The 14923-nt window shown below is 66.8% G+C and carries 15 protein-coding genes; 6 read left to right on the top strand and 9 right to left on the bottom strand.

What is annotated here, in order from left to right; genetic code table 11:
- Nucleotides 1–110: 110 nt before the first annotated feature.
- On the bottom strand, nucleotides 111–1478 hold the full coding sequence (gene purB, locus N5J29_RS18295; protein ID WP_128987758.1) for an adenylosuccinate lyase: 1368 nt from the start codon (nucleotides 1476–1478) through the stop codon (nucleotides 111–113).
- Nucleotides 1479–1768: 290 nt separating this feature from the next.
- Between purB and N5J29_RS18290 the strand changes: the two genes are divergently transcribed.
- The gene (locus tag N5J29_RS18290; protein WP_065182914.1) at nucleotides 1769–3205 is read left to right on the top strand and encodes a class II fumarate hydratase; all 1437 of its coding nucleotides are present in this window, start codon (nucleotides 1769–1771) and stop codon (nucleotides 3203–3205) included.
- Between the two features lie 58 nt (nucleotides 3206–3263).
- Here N5J29_RS18290 and N5J29_RS18285 read toward each other — a convergent pair whose 3' ends face one another.
- The 7 genes from N5J29_RS18285 to N5J29_RS18255 form a co-directional block, all read right to left on the bottom strand.
- Nucleotides 3264–3689, bottom strand: coding sequence for a hypothetical protein (locus tag N5J29_RS18285; protein WP_053515382.1), 426 nt, complete (start codon nucleotides 3687–3689; stop codon nucleotides 3264–3266).
- 89 nt (nucleotides 3690–3778) lie between these two features.
- The gene (locus N5J29_RS18280; RefSeq protein WP_053515384.1) at nucleotides 3779–4390 is read right to left on the bottom strand and encodes a hypothetical protein; all 612 of its coding nucleotides are present in this window, start codon (nucleotides 4388–4390) and stop codon (nucleotides 3779–3781) included.
- A 30-nt stretch (nucleotides 4391–4420) separates the two neighbouring features.
- Nucleotides 4421–5305 carry a DUF2807 domain-containing protein gene (locus N5J29_RS18275; protein ID WP_053515386.1) on the bottom strand — a complete coding sequence of 295 codons (885 nt, stop codon included), beginning with the start codon at nucleotides 5303–5305 and terminating at the stop codon, nucleotides 4421–4423.
- A gap of 22 nt (nucleotides 5306–5327) precedes the next feature.
- On the bottom strand, nucleotides 5328–6353 hold the full coding sequence (locus tag N5J29_RS18270) for an ABC-2 transporter permease (protein ID WP_164152505.1): 1026 nt from the start codon (nucleotides 6351–6353) through the stop codon (nucleotides 5328–5330).
- Nucleotides 6350–7240 (bottom strand): ABC transporter ATP-binding protein, encoded by an 891-nt coding sequence (locus N5J29_RS18265; RefSeq protein ID WP_279924516.1) that lies wholly within the window; start codon nucleotides 7238–7240, stop codon nucleotides 6350–6352. The genes N5J29_RS18270 and N5J29_RS18265 overlap by 4 nt, the downstream gene beginning before the upstream one ends.
- Complete coding sequence (locus tag N5J29_RS18260) at nucleotides 7240–7599, bottom strand: GntR family transcriptional regulator (protein ID WP_053515392.1); 360 nt, start codon at nucleotides 7597–7599, stop codon at nucleotides 7240–7242. The genes N5J29_RS18265 and N5J29_RS18260 overlap by 1 nt, the downstream gene beginning before the upstream one ends.
- A gap of 2 nt (nucleotides 7600–7601) precedes the next feature.
- Complete coding sequence (locus N5J29_RS18255) at nucleotides 7602–7847, bottom strand: hypothetical protein (RefSeq protein WP_065176058.1); 246 nt, start codon at nucleotides 7845–7847, stop codon at nucleotides 7602–7604.
- A gap of 365 nt (nucleotides 7848–8212) precedes the next feature.
- On the opposite strand from N5J29_RS18255, the gene N5J29_RS18250 reads away from it, so the two are divergent.
- The 5 genes from N5J29_RS18250 (at nucleotide 8213) to N5J29_RS18230 (ending at nucleotide 12163) form a co-directional block, all read left to right on the top strand.
- Nucleotides 8213–8800, top strand: a complete 588-nt coding sequence (locus tag N5J29_RS18250) for a glutathione peroxidase (protein ID WP_053515396.1) — start codon at nucleotides 8213–8215, stop codon at nucleotides 8798–8800.
- A gap of 96 nt (nucleotides 8801–8896) precedes the next feature.
- Nucleotides 8897–9874 carry an FKBP-type peptidyl-prolyl cis-trans isomerase gene (locus N5J29_RS18245; protein WP_065182910.1) on the top strand — a complete coding sequence of 326 codons (978 nt, stop codon included), beginning with the start codon at nucleotides 8897–8899 and terminating at the stop codon, nucleotides 9872–9874.
- A 23-nt stretch (nucleotides 9875–9897) separates the two neighbouring features.
- Nucleotides 9898–11247: a UDP-glucose/GDP-mannose dehydrogenase family protein gene (locus tag N5J29_RS18240; protein WP_053515400.1), complete on the top strand. Its 1350-nt coding sequence runs from the start codon at nucleotides 9898–9900 to the stop codon at nucleotides 11245–11247.
- Nucleotides 11240–11479: a SlyX family protein gene (locus tag N5J29_RS18235; RefSeq protein WP_053515402.1), complete on the top strand. Its 240-nt coding sequence runs from the start codon at nucleotides 11240–11242 to the stop codon at nucleotides 11477–11479. Before N5J29_RS18240 ends, N5J29_RS18235 begins: the two co-directional genes overlap by 8 nt.
- Nucleotides 11480–11494: 15 nt before the next feature.
- Entirely contained in the window at nucleotides 11495–12163 is a 669-nt protein-coding gene (locus N5J29_RS18230; protein WP_164152504.1) for a DUF2058 family protein, read from the top strand.
- 60 nt (nucleotides 12164–12223) lie between these two features.
- Here N5J29_RS18230 and metH read toward each other — a convergent pair whose 3' ends face one another.
- On the bottom strand, nucleotides 12224–14908 hold the full coding sequence (gene metH, locus N5J29_RS18225; RefSeq protein WP_164152502.1) for a methionine synthase: 2685 nt from the start codon (nucleotides 14906–14908) through the stop codon (nucleotides 12224–12226).
- Nucleotides 14909–14923: the final 15 nt, after the last annotated feature.

Genomic DNA, 14923 nt, shown 5'->3' with positions numbered 1-14923 from the left:
GCCCAACTCCCAGCAATCCAGAGCCTGGACCGCTGTTGCTGTTGCTGTTGCCTTGGCAGTACACGCCTGCCGCAGGCAGCGCCCGCGGCCGCCGCCGCAAAGAAAACCCCTCAGATCTTCTTCGCCAGCGCCTCGGCCAGACCGGTATAGCTGCCCGGGGTCATCTCCAGCAGCCGCTGCTTCGCATCCGCCGGCAGCTCCAGCCCCTGTACGAACGCCCGCATCGACTCGGCGGTGATGCCCTGGCCGCGGGTCAGTGCCTTCAGCTGCTCGTACGGGTTCGGCAGGCCGTGGCGGCGCATCACCGTCTGCACCGCTTCGGCCAGCACTTCCCAGGCCGCATCCAGATCGGCGTCCAGGCGCTGCGGATTCACCTCCAGCTTGCCCAGTCCCTTGGCCAGCGAGTCCAGCGCCACCTGGCTGTGGCCGAAGGCGGTACCCAGCGCCCGCAACACGGTGGAGTCGGTCAGGTCGCGCTGCCAGCGGCTGATCGGCAGCTTCGCGCTGAAATGCTCGAACAGCGCGTTGGCGATGCCGAAGTTGCCTTCGGCATTTTCGAAATCGATCGGGTTGACCTTGTGCGGCATGGTCGACGAGCCGACTTCGCCTTCCTTCAGGCGCTGCTTGAAGTAGCCCAGCGAGATGTAGCCCCAGATGTCGCGGGCCAGGTCGATCAGGATGATGTTGGCGCGGCGGGCGGCATCGCCGATTTCGGCGACGTTGTCGTGCGGCTCGATCTGCGTGGTGTACGGGTTGAACACCAGGCCCAGCCCGGTCACGAAGCGTTCGGCGAAGGCCGGCCAGTCCACGTCCGGGTAGCTGGCGACGTGCGCGTTGTAGTTGCCGACCGCACCGTTGATCTTGCCGGTCAGCTCGACCGCGGCGATCTGGCGGCGCTGACGCTCCAGGCGCGCCACCACGTTCGCCAGCTCCTTGCCCAGGGTGGTCGGCGAAGCGGTCTGGCCGTGCGTACGCGACAGCATCGGCTGCGCGGCCTGGGCGTGGGCCAGGCCACGCAGGGTGGCGGCGATGCCGTCGAGCGTCGGCAGCAGCACCTCGCGGCGCGCCTGCTCGAGCATCAGGCCGTAGCTGAGGTTGTTGATGTCCTCACTGGTGCAGGCGAAATGCACGAACTCCAGTGCCGGCGCCAGCTCGGCGTCGTCCTTCAGCTGCTCCTTGATGAAGTACTCCACCGCCTTGACGTCATGGTTGGTGGTGCGCTCGATCTCCTTCACCCGGGCGGCATGGGCGGGGCTGAAACCGCTGGCCAGTGCGCGCAGACGGGCGGTGGCGGCTTCGGAGAACGCTGCAAGCTCGACGATGCCCGGCTCGGCGGCCAGCGCCAGCAGCCACTCCACCTCGACCGTGACGCGGGCCTTGATCAGGCCGTACTCGGAGAAGATCGGGCGCAAGGCATCGACCTTGCCGGCGTAGCGGCCATCGAGCGGGGACAGGGCGAGCAGGGCGGAATCGGACATGTCGGCAGGGCGGGAGCGAGCGGCGGGGCCGATATTCTACGACGCGTGGCCTTCGCATGCTTGGCAGCACCGGGCCACGCCGGGCGCAGGGAGGCTGCGCGCTGTCCTCGCCCGGCCGGGCCCGGCGCTCCCGATGGGCAACGGTGCCGCAGATGAAACGATCCGGCCCGCTTCCGTCATGCCATGCAACGGGCAAGAGAGTATCGTGATTGCCGCCGCCAGCCCGGGAAGCGACACCCTGCCAGCCGCCGCTTCCCTTTCCCCAACTGAAGTAGTGCGGAGTCGATGCAATGAGCAAAGCTGCAAGCAAGGGTGCCTCCCGGGCGTTCCGGATCGAACACGACAGCATGGGCGAGCTGCAGGTGCCTGCCGACGCCCTGTGGGGCGCGCAGACCCAGCGCGCCGTGCAGAATTTCCCGGTGTCCGGCCAGCGCATGCCGCGCGGGTTCATCCGTGCGCTGGGTCTGGTCAAGGGCGCCGCTGCCGGCGTCAACGCCGAACTGGGCCACCTGCCCAGGAACGTGGCCAAGGCGATCCAGGCCGCCGCCGCGGAAGTGGCGGCGGGCGACTGGGACGCGCATTTCCCCATCGATGTCTACCAGACCGGTTCGGGTACGTCCTCGAACATGAATGCCAACGAGGTCATCGCGACCCTGGCCAACCGCGCCGGCAAGGCCGGCAAGACCACGGTCCATCCCAACGACCACGTCAACCAGGGGCAGAGCTCCAATGACGTGATCCCGACCGCGCTGCGCGTCTCGGCGGTGCTGGCGGCGCACGAACAGCTGCTGCCCGCGCTGGCGCATCTGCGCAGGACCATCGACAGGAAGGGCCGCAGCCTGCGCAAGGTGGTCAAGACCGGCCGTACCCACCTGATGGACGCCATGCCGCTGACCTTCGAGCAGGAGTTCGGTGCCTGGTCGGCACAGCTGGCATCGGCACAGGCGCGCATCGAGGACAGCCTCAAGCGCGTCCGCCGGCTGCCGCTGGGCGGCACCGCCATCGGTACCGGCATCAATGCCGATCCGCGTTTCGGCGCTCAGGTGGCCAAGGCCCTCAAGCAGCACTCGGGTTTCAAGTTCGACAGTGCCGACAACAAGTTTGAAGGCCTGGCCGCGCAGGACGATGCGGTGGAGCTGTCCGGCCAGCTCAATGCGCTGGCGGTGGCGCTGATCAAGATCGCCAACGATCTGCGCTGGATGAATGCCGGGCCGCTGGCGGGGCTGGGCGAGATCGAACTGCCGGCCCTGCAGCCGGGCAGCTCGATCATGCCGGGCAAGGTCAATCCGGTGATTCCGGAGGCGACGGTGATGGCCTGCGCGCAGGTGATCGGTCACCACACGGCGATCACGGTGGCCGGGCAGACCGGCAATTTCCAGCTCAATGTGACCCTGCCGCTGATCGCGGTGAACCTGCTCGAAGGCATCGGCCTGCTGGCCAACGTGTCGACGCTGCTGGCCGACAGCGCCATCGCAGGCCTGAAGGTGCGCGAGGATCGCGTGGCGGAGGCGCTGGCGCGCAACCCGATCCTGGTTACTGCGCTGAACCCGATCATCGGCTATGAGAAGGCCGCGGCAATCGCCAAGCGCGCCTACAAGGAACAGCGGCCGGTGCTGGAGGTGGCGCTGGAGGACAGCGGCCTGGGCGAAGCGGAACTGCGGCGCCTGCTGGATCCGACGGCGCTGACCGCTGGCGGTATCCATGCGGGAGGCGGTGGCGGCGGTTGATCTGCCGAGCAGGCTTGCCGGGCCAATGAGAAACGCCGCCCTCGGGCGGCGTTTGCGTTCAGCGACGGTCGGCGACGATGTTGCCGAAGGTCTCGGTGTAGTCCTTGAACTCGGGGATGCGCTGGATCAGGTCGCCTGGAATGACGTCCATGCCCTCCGGCGGCTGGATCTTCACCGGCTGCATGTTCGGATCGGCCGGGGCGGCCACCAGCGTGTTCTGGCGCAGTACCTGCAGCTTGCCGAACATCGTCTGCAGCATCTGTTTCTGCGCATCGTCCAGCGGAATCTGGATCTCGTCCATCTTCATCGTGCCGTCGGCCAGGATGATGATGTTCGGTGCCGGTGGACGGCGCACGGTCACCATGCCTTCGCTCACGGAGATCTTGGGCTTGCCACGCTCTGCGCGGTGGTTGCGGTAATCCTGGTCGCAGCCGGCCAGGCCCAGGCAGAACAGGGCAGCCAGCAGCAGAAACAGCTTCTTCATGACGATTCGATCGGGGGCATCCGGGGTGCCCATTGTAAGCCCGGTGGCGGCAGCGGGGACCCGCTGCCGGCCGGCTGCGCTGAAGTGTCTCAGTTGGAGAAGGTGACCGAGCTGTCCTTCCCGCAGTCGTCGACGTCGCTCTGGTCCATGCTGGCGTAGGGCTTGAAGGCCGGCAGTTCGCGGGCAAGCGCCTGCTGGCTGGCCAGCATCGCCGGCAGGCGGTCGCAGATGCGCTTGGCCTGCGCTTCGATCTTGGCGGCCTCGGCGTTGATCCGCTTCTCCACGCCTTCGCTGTCACCGCTGAAGATACCCTTGAGCGCTTCACCGGCAGCGCTGGCACCGAGCTTGGCACCGGCCAGGCCGACATTCATCCCGTCCGTCGCGATGGCGACCACGTGACCGCGGTACTCCAGCAGCTGGCGGCGCTGCGCGTCGTTGGTCGGCACATCCTTGCCGCCGATCAGCAGATGTCCATCCGGCGTGATCTCCGCGCGCGGCTGATTGTCGGCGGAGATCTTGATGTTGCCCTCAGTGATCTCCCTGCGGGCCTCATCCATGGCTTCCTGGACTTTTCTGCCAACGCCGCTGGAGGTTTCGGCGACGCTCTTGCCGACACTGGTGTCGGGCGCGGAAGACGTGCCACCGCAGGCGATCAGCGGCAGGCACAGCAGGGTGGCAGGCAGCAGGCGCATCAGGTTCATGGCATTCCCCTCGAATCGGTGGGTTGGGATTTACTTGTTGCGGGGCAGGGTGACCCTGCCGCTGACGTTGCGGTGCACGACGTCGCCGCTGCCGCTGTGATCGACGGTCAGGTTGCCGCGCACGCCATCGACGTCGACGTCGCCGGAGCCATGGCTGCGCACGTGCACATCGCCGCCGATGTCACCCAGGTCGATGCCCCCCGAGCCCACCACGCCGATCTGGACGCTGCCCTGCACGCGCTTGAAGTCGACGTCGCCCGATCCGACCGTGTCCAGGCGTGCGTTGCCACGCACGTCGCTGATCGTGAGGTCGCCGGAGCCGACCGTGCCGACGATCGCGTCGCCCCCGATGTTGCGCGCCTTGACGTCACCCGAGCCGAGCGACAGCAGGTTCAGTGCGCTGCCACCGTCGATCTCCAGGTCGCCGGAGCCGACGGAGGCATGGATGGTGCCGCGGGTGCCGCGCGCAACGGCGTCGCCGGAGCCGACATCCACGCTCAGTGACTGCGCGTTGTCGATGCTGGCATCGCCGGAGCCGACCTTGAACTGCAGCGGCAGGTTGTCCGGCACGCTGCCGCGGATGTCCAGCCAGGCGTAGAAGTTGCCCAGGTTCAGGCCGGCACGGCTTGCGCGGCGCAGGCTGACCACCAGCTTGTCGCCTTCCCGGCGCTGGTCCAGCACCAGCTGGTCCAGCAGATCCTGGCTGGACGCGCAGGCACGGCCGTCGAGCTGACCGCCTCCACTGCGGGCGGTCACCTTCAGATCGAACTGGTTCACCTCGAACACCACCGCCTTGGCACCGGCCGCGTCCAGCTTCAACGTGCGTGCAGCGGTGAACTTGCAGTTGGGTGCATCGGCGGCCAGGGCCGACAGCGGCATCAGCAACAACGCGGTACAGGCGAGCAGGGAACGCATGGGTGGTGGCTCCGGTAAGGGGTCAGATTTCGCCGGCGCGGCGGCGCAGGCGGATGGCAAGGAAGATGAAAAGCGCGCCGAACGCAGCGCCGATCCACAGTCCCGGCATCGCCAGCGACTTCAGCTGCGCGACCGGGCCCATCAGCGCGGTGACCGATTCCAGGTCCGCACGCGAGTCCTGCAGGCCGGTGCGGTAGATCAGGTCCATGCCGGGCACGCCACTGAGCAGCAGGCGACCGACGACGTTCTGCCAGAACCAGCCGCTGGTGAGCCCGAACAGGGTCATGACCTTGGTGGTGGAGACGATGATCCCGGCGAACAGCGGCAGCATCACCGCCCACAGGAACGGCTTGGACTTGGCCCAGGCCGAGCACAGCAGCAGCCAGCCGGCGGTCGGCAGCGCCCACAGGACGTAGACCGGAATCCAGGACAGGTGGCCGGCGGCCAGGGTCAGCGGGCTGGCCGGTCCCCAGATCAGGTTCATCGGGCTGCCACCGTGCAGCGCGGCCACCAGGCTGATGATGGCGAGGAAGCCGAACATGGTCAGGATGCCCGCGACCACTGCGATCAGCGGGGCGATCACCAGCGCGCTGATCACCTTGGAAAGCACGGTCTGGGTATCGGACAGTGGCAGCGATTTCCAGAACAGGATGCTGCGGTCGCGGCGGTCGTCATACAGCGCGCCAAGGCAGTAGAAGAACATCACGAACGCCAGCACCAGGAATGGCCAGGCCGAACTGAGCACCAGGGTCAGGTCGAGGCCGTTGCCCAGGTCGGCCATGTCCTTGGCACTGATGTTGCGGGTCAGCAGCGCCAGGTCCAGGCCGTTGATGTTCACGTCCTCGCCATCGATGTGCAGATTGCCGTCGCGCGCAGCCCGATGCAGGGCGAACAGGCCGAAGGCGATGCCCACACCGCTTATCAGCAGCGAGACCACGCCGGCAATCAGCGGCGCATAGAGGAACCCGCCACGGTTCTCCCAGTATTCACGCTTGAGCAGCCAGCGCAGCGTGCCGGCGGGACCGACGGGATGATTGACGGCGTTCATGCGTAGGTCCCCTTCATGACAGCGACGAACAGATCAGCCAGGCCCGGGCTGCGGGTCTCGCCGAGGGAGGTGAGCTGGTCACGCGGCACGCCGTCATACAGCAGCACGGTCTTGCCGAAGGCCAGGGCGCGCTCGTCGATCGGCTTGAGCGCACGCGCGGTATCGAGCTGCTCGGCGTTGACCAGCAGCTCGGTGTAGCGTTGGCCGACATCGTCCATCTCTGCGTCGAGCACGATGCGGCCGTCGCGGATGAACATGACGTCGCTAAGGATGTGCTCGATCTCTTCGACCTGGTGGGTGGTGACGATGATCGTCTTCTGCTCGTCGAAGTAGTCCTCCAGCAGGCGCTGGTAGAACTCCTTGCGGTACAGGATGTCCAGGCCCAGGGTCGGCTCGTCGAGCACCAGCACGCGGGCGTCGATGGCCATCACCGGGGCCAGGTGCAGCTGCACGATCATGCCTTTGGACAGTTCGCGCACGCGCTGCTTCGGCTGCAGCTTGGTGTTGGCCAGGAAGCGCTCGCAGCGGGCGCGATCGAAGCGGGGATGCACGCCGGCGACGAAGTCGATGGCCTCGCGCACCTTCAGCCAGCGGGGCAGCACCGCGACGTCGGCGATGAAGCAGATGTCCTTCATCAGCTCATCCCGATGAAGGCGCGGGTCGCGGCCGAGCACGCTGAGGTCGCCTTCCACCGTGGTCAGGCCGAGGATGGCCTTCAACGCGGTGGTCTTGCCGGCACCGTTGGGTCCGATCAGGCCGATGATCCGGCCCGCCGGGATGGTGAAGCTGGCATTGTCGAGCGCGACCGTGCTCTTGTAGGCCTTGCGCAGGCCGCGGGCGGTGATGACCGCGTCGCTTGCAGCGGTACTGGTGAGGCTGGCATTCATCAGACTTTCCCCTGGGTCAGCAATTCGTCGAGGCTCAGCCCCAGGCGCTGGATGCGCTCCAGGACGGCCGGCCATTCTTCATTGAGGAAGCGCTCGCGCTCGCTGCTGCGCAGCTGCGTGGCCGCCTGCTCGGTCATGAACATGCCCAGGCCCCGGCGCTTCTCGACCAGGCCTTCGTCAGCCAGTTCCTGGTAGGCGCGCGAAACGGTGATGGGGTTGAGCTGGTAGTCGGCGGCCACCTGGCGCACCGAAGGCAGGGCATCGCCCGGCTTGAGGATTCCGTCGAGCATCATGGCGATCACGCGCTCCTTCAGCTGGCGGTAGATGGGAGCGCCGTCGCTCCACTGGATGTCGCTCATGGTCAGCTCCGTGGGGTCAGCGGCTGTGCGAACGAGAAATACGGCATGGACAGGGAGCTGTGCAGCCGACGCGGGGGGGAGGGTGAAGCTTCCGGCGTCCCGGCCGTGGGAGTGGGCGCGTCCTGCGGGGTATCGGACAGAGAGGGGGCGGTGGGCGCGCGTGGCGAGGCCAGCCACGCCATCACCAGCAGGGTCGAAACGGCGGTGATCGCGGGAGCGGTGACGTTGCGATGCATCCGGGTGTTCATGGCATACCCCCTGTCTCAGGTGACTGGTGTTGTATGCAACTATAACACCGGCACGCCGACGTGCAACCCCCGACATGACCCAACTGATGGCAGGGGGTGTCATGGCACAGACGCAATTCTGCAAGCCATTGATTTGAATGCGGAATGATGCCCGGCGGGCGCAGGCCGTCGCGTCGCTTCCATTCAGCTGCGTCCATGCTATGTCAAGCACCGGCCAGCTTCTGGCCCCGGCTGCGTTGCCGCCAATCCGCGCAAAGCGCCGGGGCGATCGCGCGGCCGGGTGCCCCCGGGGCCGGTGCTATAGTTCGGCCGATTCCCGGCCGCCACCGGCCGGGCCCTGTGAATGGCCACCGCGGACCGCTCCGATGCCCCTGCCGACCGTCTTCCCGCGCCGCCTGCGCGGTCTTTCCCTGCTGACCCTGCTGGCCGGGCTGGCCCTTCCCGGCCTCACCCTGGCCGCCGATCTGCTGGATGTGGACTACCGGCCCCTGGCCGGCAAGCAGCAGGTCAACCTGCAGCAGCGCTATCACGGCCAGGTGCTGCTGGTGGTCAATACCGCCAGCAAGTGCGGGTACACGCCGCAGTACGAAGGCCTCGAAGCGCTGCAGCAGCGCTATGCACGCCGCGGGTTCGCGGTCCTCGGCTTCCCGTCCAACGATTTCAAGGGCCAGGAACCCGGTGACGAAGCGCAGATCCAGGAATTCTGCACGCTGACCTATGGCGTGAAGTTCCCGATGTTCGAGAAGGTCCACGTGGTCGGCGCGCAGGCCACCCCGCTGTACCAGCGCCTGACCGCGGCAACCGGCGTGGCGCCGGGCTGGAACTTCCACAAGTACCTGGTCGGCCGCGACGGCAGGGTCATCGCCCAGTTCGCCAGCAAGGTCACGCCGGATGATCCGCAGCTGATCGCGGCCATCGACAAGGCACTGGCCGCGCCCGCCGCCACGCGTTGATATCCGGCACGGATGCCTCGACATCGACGGCATGCGTGCGACAATGCTTCTTTTCGCGCCGACGTCGGCGCCCAGTCACTTCCAGGAATGCAGCGAATGAAGATGGGAATGCGCGGCGCAGCGGCGTCGGTTCTGATTCTGGCGATGGGCACTTCGGGTGTCGCTCTGTCGCAACAACCGGCGGCCCCCGCAGCCGCCAAGGAGACCGCAACCTTGAATTCCCCCAAGCAGAAGCTCGGTTACGCCATCGGCCTGGATGTCGCCAAGTCGTTCACCCCGATCGCCGATGAAATCGACGTCGCTGCCCTGCGCACGGCCGTGGAGCGTTCGTTCGAAGGCCTGCAGCCGCAGATCACCCAGGAGCAGGCCAAGGCCACCGATGCCGCCCTGCGCCAGGTCGTGATGGCCCGCAGCGGCCAGCAGGTGCCGGGCGTTGCGCCGGGCTCTCAGCCGCCGAAGGTCGATCGGGTGAAGGTCGCACAGATGATCGGCTCCTACTCGGTGGGTCCGTCGCTGGCACAGCTGAAGGACGACATTGACGTTGCGTCGCTGTTTGACGCAATCAGCACTGGTCTGAGCAAGGGCCAGCCGAAGATGACCGAGGCTGACGCCACGGCCACCATCCAGGCGTTCATGGGCACCAAGCAGGCCGAAATGCAGGCCAAGGCCGCCCAGGCTGCACAGACCAACCGTCAGGAAGGCAATGCATTCCTGGCCAAGAACAAGACCCAGCCGGGCGTGGTGACCACGGCCTCTGGGCTGCAGTACCAGGTGATCCGCCCGGGCAGCGGCGAGCGTCCGCTGCCGACCAGCAAGGTGCGCGTGAACTACGAAGGCAAGCTGCTCGACGGCACCGTCTTTGACAGCTCCGCCAGCCGTGGCCCGGCCGAGTTCGGCCTGGACCAGGTGATCAAGGGCTGGACCGAAGGCGTCGCGCTGATGCCGGTCGGCTCCAAGTACCGCTTCTGGATCCCGGGCGAGCTGGCCTACGGTGAGAACGGCACCCCGGGCGGCCCGATCGGTCCGAACGCCACGCTGACCTTCGACGTCGAACTGCTGGGCGTCCTGCCGTAAGCCACCACGGAGCCTGCACGGACATGCGCGTTGCGATTTTCGGTACCGGTTACGTCGGCCTGGTGACGGGCACCTGCCTGGCCGATGTCGGCCACCAGGTGATCTGCGTCGATATCGACCAGGGCAAGGTCGATGGCCTGAACCAGGGCATCATCCCGATCTATGAGCCGGGCCTGGAGCCGATGGTGAAGGCCAACCACGCTGCGGCGCGGCTGGCGTTCACCACTGATGCGGCCGCGGCGATCGCGCATGGCCAGGTGGTGTTCATCGCCGTGGGCACACCGCCGGACGAGGATGGCAGCGCCGACCTGCAGTACGTGCTGGCCGTGGCCCGCACCATCGGCCGGCACATGAGCGTGCCGACCGTGGTGGTCAACAAGTCGACGGTGCCGGTCGGCACCGCCGACAAGGTCCGTGCAGCGATCACCGACGAACTCGCGGCGCGCGGCGCCGACATCGCCTTCGATGTGGTCTCCAACCCGGAGTTCCTGAAGGAAGGCGACGCGGTCGCCGACTGCATGCGACCGGACCGCATCATCATCGGTGCCACCAGCGACGAGTCGGTGGCGGTGATGCGTCGCCTGTATGCACCGTTCAACCGCAACCACGACCGCGTGGTGGAGATGGACGTACGCTCGGCCGAGCTGACCAAGTACGCCGCCAACGCGATGCTGGCGACCAAGATTTCGTTCATGAACGAGATCGCCAACATCGCCGAGCGTGTCGGCGCCGACGTCGAGCAGGTCCGCCAGGGGATCGGCTCGGACCCGCGCATCGGCTGGCATTTCATCTATCCGGGCGCCGGTTACGGTGGCTCGTGTTTCCCCAAGGATGTGCAGGCGCTGGCCCGCACCGCCCAGCAGAGCGGCCTGGAGCCGAAGCTGCTGAACGCGGTGGAAGCGGTCAACGATGCGCAGAAGGGCCACCTGTTCGCCCTGGTCCAGCGCCACTACGACAAGGGCGAGGACGAGGGCGTGCGCGGCAGGACGTTCGCCGTGTGGGGGCTGGCCTTCAAGCCGAATACCGACGACATGCGCGAGGCCTCCAGCCGCCGCCTGCTGGCGCAGCTGTGGGAGGGTGGGGCGACCGTACGTGCGTTCGACCCCGAAGCCATGCACGAAGCCCAGCGCATCTTCGGTGAGCGCGATGATCTGGTGTTCTGTGACAGCGCCGATGACGCGCTGCAGGGCGCCGATGCGTTGATCGTGGTGACCGAATGGAAGCAGTTCCGCAGCCCTGATTTTTCGATGCTGCGCGAACGGCTGAAGGACGCGGTCGTGTTCGACGGCCGCAACCTGTACGACCCCGCCGAGGTCGAAGCGGCGGGCCTGGCGTACTACGGCATCGGCCGGGGGCGTTCACTGCATGTCTGAGCTGCCGACCGAACGCGAGCAGGCGCTGGAAGCGCGCCTGGTCGAGCTGGAGATGCGTGTGTCCTTCCAGGAACACGCGCTGGCCGAACTGAGCGACGCACTGGCCGATGCCCGGATGCAGGGCACCCGCAACGCCGATGTGCTGCGCGTGCTGCTGGAAGACCTGGGCAAGGTCCGCAACGCACTGAATTCCTCCGATCCGGCGAGCGAACCGCCGCCGCCGCACTACTGATCCATACCCTTATCTATGAGCGATACCCTCCGCGACCAGTTGCTGGGCCTGGGCTTCAAGCCCGCGCCCAAGCCCGAGCGCAAGAATGATGGCCCCCGCCGTGATGGCCGCCCGCAGGGCAAGGGCGGCAACGGCAATGGAAAGCCGCAGGGCGCAGGCAAGGGCGAGCACACGCCCGGTGAGCGTCGCGGTCCCGGTGGTGCGCCGGGCAAGCCGGGGCAGCACCGTGGACAGGGCCCGCGCAGGCCGCGCAGTGCCGAGGAGATGGATCTGGCCAAGGCCTATGCCATCCGTGCCCAGAAGGAGAAGGAAGAGCGCATCGAAGCCGAGCGCCTGAAGCAGGAGGAAGCGCGCCGGCGCCGCGAGGCGAAGGCGAAGCTGGAAGAACTGCTGAAGGACAAGGGCCTGAATGACGAGGCGGCCGACATCGCGCGGCACTTCCCGTATGGCGGCAAGATCAAGCGGATCTATGTCACCGCGGCACAGCTGACCGCGCTCAATGCCGGCGAGCTGGGCGTGGTGCAGCTCAATGGCCGCTATCTGCTGGTCACCGCCGAGGTGCTGAACCAGGCCGAAGCCGTGTTCGCGGCCTCGGTGGCGCTGAAGGTCGATCCGGATGCCCCGGCCGAGGACGATCCCTACGCCGATCCGCAGTACCAGGTGCCGGATGACCTGGTCTGGTAAGCCTGCACCGCAGTGATCGGAAACGCCGGGCAATGCCCGGCGTTGCTGTTTCTGCGCGGTCTATTCGGGATCGTAGTCGAGGTTGGATGCGAGCCAGCGCTCGGCCTGGGCGCGATCCACGCCCTTGCGCCGCGCGTAGTCGCCCACCTGTTCGCGGCTGAGGCGGCCGACCACGAAGTACTGGCTCTGTGGATGGCTGAAGTAGTAGCCGGAGACGGCCGCGGTGGGCAGCATCGCGAAGCTCTCGGTCAGCGTCATGCCCGCGTTGGCTTCCGCCTGCAGCAGATCGAACAGGCGGCGCTTCTCGCTGTGCTCCGGGCACGCTGGATAGCCGGGGGCGGGCCGGATGCCGCGATACTTCTCGTCGATCAGCGCATCGTTGTCCAGCGCTTCGGTGCGGTCATAGCCCCAGAACTCGGTGCGCACCCGCTGGTGCAGGCGTTCGGCCAGTGCTTCGGCGAAGCGGTCGGCCAGGGCCTTGAGCAGGATCGCGTTGTAATCGTCGTGCTCGGCTTCAAAGCGCGCGACATGGGCATCGATGCCGATACCGGCGGTGACCGCGAACGCACCGATCCAGTCCTGTCGCCCGCTGTCGGCCGGTGCGATGAAATCGGCCAGGCAGAAGTCGGGGCGCTCGGCCGGCTTGTCGACCTGCTGGCGAAGGAAGTGCAGGGTGGTCTCGCCCTGTGGATGCTGCACGCGGACATCGTCACCGACACTGTTGGCCGGCCACAGGCCGAACACCGCCTTGGCGGTCAGCCACTTCTCCGCGACGATGCACGCCAGCATCGCCCGGGCGTCGCGGTACAGCTCGCTGGCCTGGGTGCCGACGATCTCGTCAGTGAGGATGGCCGGAAACTTGCCAGCCAGTTCCCAGGCCTGGAAGAACGGCGTCCAGTCGATGTAATCGACCAGTTCCGACAGGGGATAGTCTTCGAACACATGCAGTCCGGGCTGGTTCGGAACCGGGGGCACATAACTGTCCCAGCCGCCCTGGAATTTCTGGCCGCGCGCGTGCTCCAGCGAGACCAGCCGCTTGGCATCGCCACGGTTGCGGTGACGGGCGCGGATCTCGGCGTAGTCGGCTTCATTGGCAGCAACGAAGCCCGCGCGCAGGTCGCGCGAGATCAGCGACTGGGCCACGCCCACCGCGCGCGAGGCATCCTTCACCCACACCGTAGGGGCATGGTAGTGCGGGTCGATCTTCAACGCCGTGTGCGCGCGCGAGGTGGTGGCACCGCCGATCAGCAATGGCAGGTCGAATCCCTGGCGCTGCATCTCGCGGGCGACATGGCTCATTTCCTCCAGTGACGGCGTGATCAGCCCGGACAGGCCGATCAGGTCGGCCTTGTGCTCGCGGGCCGCATCGAGAATCTTCTGCGCCGGCACCATCACGCCCAGATCGACCACCTCGAAGTTGTTGCAGGCAAGGACCACGCCGACGATGTTCTTGCCGATGTCGTGCACATCGCCTTTCACGGTGGCCATGATGATGCGGCCGTTGCTCTTGGCGGTGTCACCGCTGCGGGCCTTCTCCGCCTCGATATAGGGCAGCAGGTAGGCCACCGCCTTTTTCATCACGCGGGCCGACTTCACCACCTGCGGCAGGAACATCTTGCCGGCACCGAACAGGTCGCCGACGACGTTCATGCCATCCATCAACGGCCCTTCGATCACGTCCAGTGGACGGCTGGAGGCCTGCCGTGCCAGCTCGGTGTCCTCTTCCACGAACGCATCCAGCCCGTGCACCAGGGCGTGGGCCAGGCGCTGCTCGACCGGCTTGGCGCGCCAGGCCATGTCTTCGCTTTTCACCTTGCCCTTGCTGCCCTTGTAGCGTTCGGCAATCTCCAGCAGGCGCTCGGTGGCGTCGGGGCGGCGGTTGAGGATCACGTCCTCCACGCGCTCGCGCAGGTCCGGCTCCAGTTCGTCATAGATCGGCATGGCACCGGCGTTGACGATGCCCATGTCCATGCCGGCGGCGATGGCGTGGTACAGGAAGACCGAATGGATCGCCTGGCGCACCGTTTCGTTGCCACGGAACGAGAACGACACGTTGGAAACGCCGCCGGAGACGCGGCAGTGCGGCAGGGTCTGCTTGATGATGCGCGTGGCTTCGATGAAGTCCACCGCGTAGTTGTCGTGCTCCTCGATGCCGGTGGCGACAGCGAAGATGTTCGGGTCGAAGATGATGTCCTGTGGCGGGAAGCCGATCTCATCGACCAGAATGCGGTAGGCGCGCGTACAGATCTCGACCTTGCGCGCACAGGTGTCGGCCTGGCCGCTTTCGTCGAACGCCATCACCACCGCTGCCGCGCCGTAACGCAGCACCTTGCGCGCGTGTTCGCGGAACAGGGCCTCGCCTTCCTTCAGCGAGATCGAATTGACCACGCTCTTGCCCTGCAGGCATTTCAGGCCGGCTTCGATCACGCTCCATTTGGACGAGTCGACCATCACCGGAATGCGGGCGATGTCGGGCTCGGACATGATCAGGTTGAGGTAGCGGGTCATCGCCGCCTCGGAGTCGATCAGGCCCTCGTCCATGTTGACGTCGAGGATCTGCGCGCCACTGGCCACTTGTTGCCGGGCCACGTCCACGGCCTCCTCGTAGCGGCCTTCCTTGATCAGCTTGCGGAACTGCGCGCTGCCGGTGACGTTGGTGCGCTCGCCGACGTTGACGAACAGCAGGTCCGGGGTGATGACCAGCGGTTCCAGGCCGGACAGGCGGGTGGGGCGGACAGGCGTCATGGCAGGCAGTGGCTC

The organism is Stenotrophomonas sp. GD03680 (genome assembly GCF_029844625.1).
GTDB lineage: Bacteria > Pseudomonadota > Gammaproteobacteria > Xanthomonadales > Xanthomonadaceae > Stenotrophomonas > Stenotrophomonas maltophilia_P.
This window is presented reverse-complemented; position numbering and strand designations above follow the sequence as displayed.

Bases quoted from the DNA above. Each gene is read 5' to 3' on its own strand.
- purB (WP_128987758.1), bottom strand. From the start codon at position 1,478: ATGTCCGATTCCGCCCTGCTCGCCCTGTCCCCGCTCGATGGCCGCTAC.
- N5J29_RS18290 (WP_065182914.1), top strand. From the start codon at position 1,769: ATGAGCAAAGCTGCAAGCAAGGGTGCCTCCCGGGCGTTCCGGATCGAA.
- N5J29_RS18285 (WP_053515382.1), bottom strand. From the start codon at position 3,689: ATGAAGAAGCTGTTTCTGCTGCTGGCTGCCCTGTTCTGCCTGGGCCTG.
- N5J29_RS18280 (WP_053515384.1), bottom strand. From the start codon at position 4,390: ATGAACCTGATGCGCCTGCTGCCTGCCACCCTGCTGTGCCTGCCGCTG.
- N5J29_RS18275 (WP_053515386.1), bottom strand. From the start codon at position 5,305: ATGCGTTCCCTGCTCGCCTGTACCGCGTTGTTGCTGATGCCGCTGTCG.
- N5J29_RS18270 (WP_164152505.1), bottom strand. From the start codon at position 6,353: ATGAACGCCGTCAATCATCCCGTCGGTCCCGCCGGCACGCTGCGCTGG.
- N5J29_RS18265 (WP_279924516.1), bottom strand. From the start codon at position 7,240: ATGAATGCCAGCCTCACCAGTACCGCTGCAAGCGACGCGGTCATCACC.
- N5J29_RS18260 (WP_053515392.1), bottom strand. From the start codon at position 7,599: ATGAGCGACATCCAGTGGAGCGACGGCGCTCCCATCTACCGCCAGCTG.
- N5J29_RS18255 (WP_065176058.1), bottom strand. From the start codon at position 7,847: ATGAACACCCGGATGCATCGCAACGTCACCGCTCCCGCGATCACCGCC.
- N5J29_RS18250 (WP_053515396.1), top strand. From the start codon at position 8,213: ATGCCCCTGCCGACCGTCTTCCCGCGCCGCCTGCGCGGTCTTTCCCTG.
- N5J29_RS18245 (WP_065182910.1), top strand. From the start codon at position 8,897: ATGAAGATGGGAATGCGCGGCGCAGCGGCGTCGGTTCTGATTCTGGCG.
- N5J29_RS18240 (WP_053515400.1), top strand. From the start codon at position 9,898: ATGCGCGTTGCGATTTTCGGTACCGGTTACGTCGGCCTGGTGACGGGC.
- N5J29_RS18235 (WP_053515402.1), top strand. From the start codon at position 11,240: ATGTCTGAGCTGCCGACCGAACGCGAGCAGGCGCTGGAAGCGCGCCTG.
- N5J29_RS18230 (WP_164152504.1), top strand. From the start codon at position 11,495: ATGAGCGATACCCTCCGCGACCAGTTGCTGGGCCTGGGCTTCAAGCCC.
- metH (WP_164152502.1), bottom strand. From the start codon at position 14,908: ATGACGCCTGTCCGCCCCACCCGCCTGTCCGGCCTGGAACCGCTGGTC.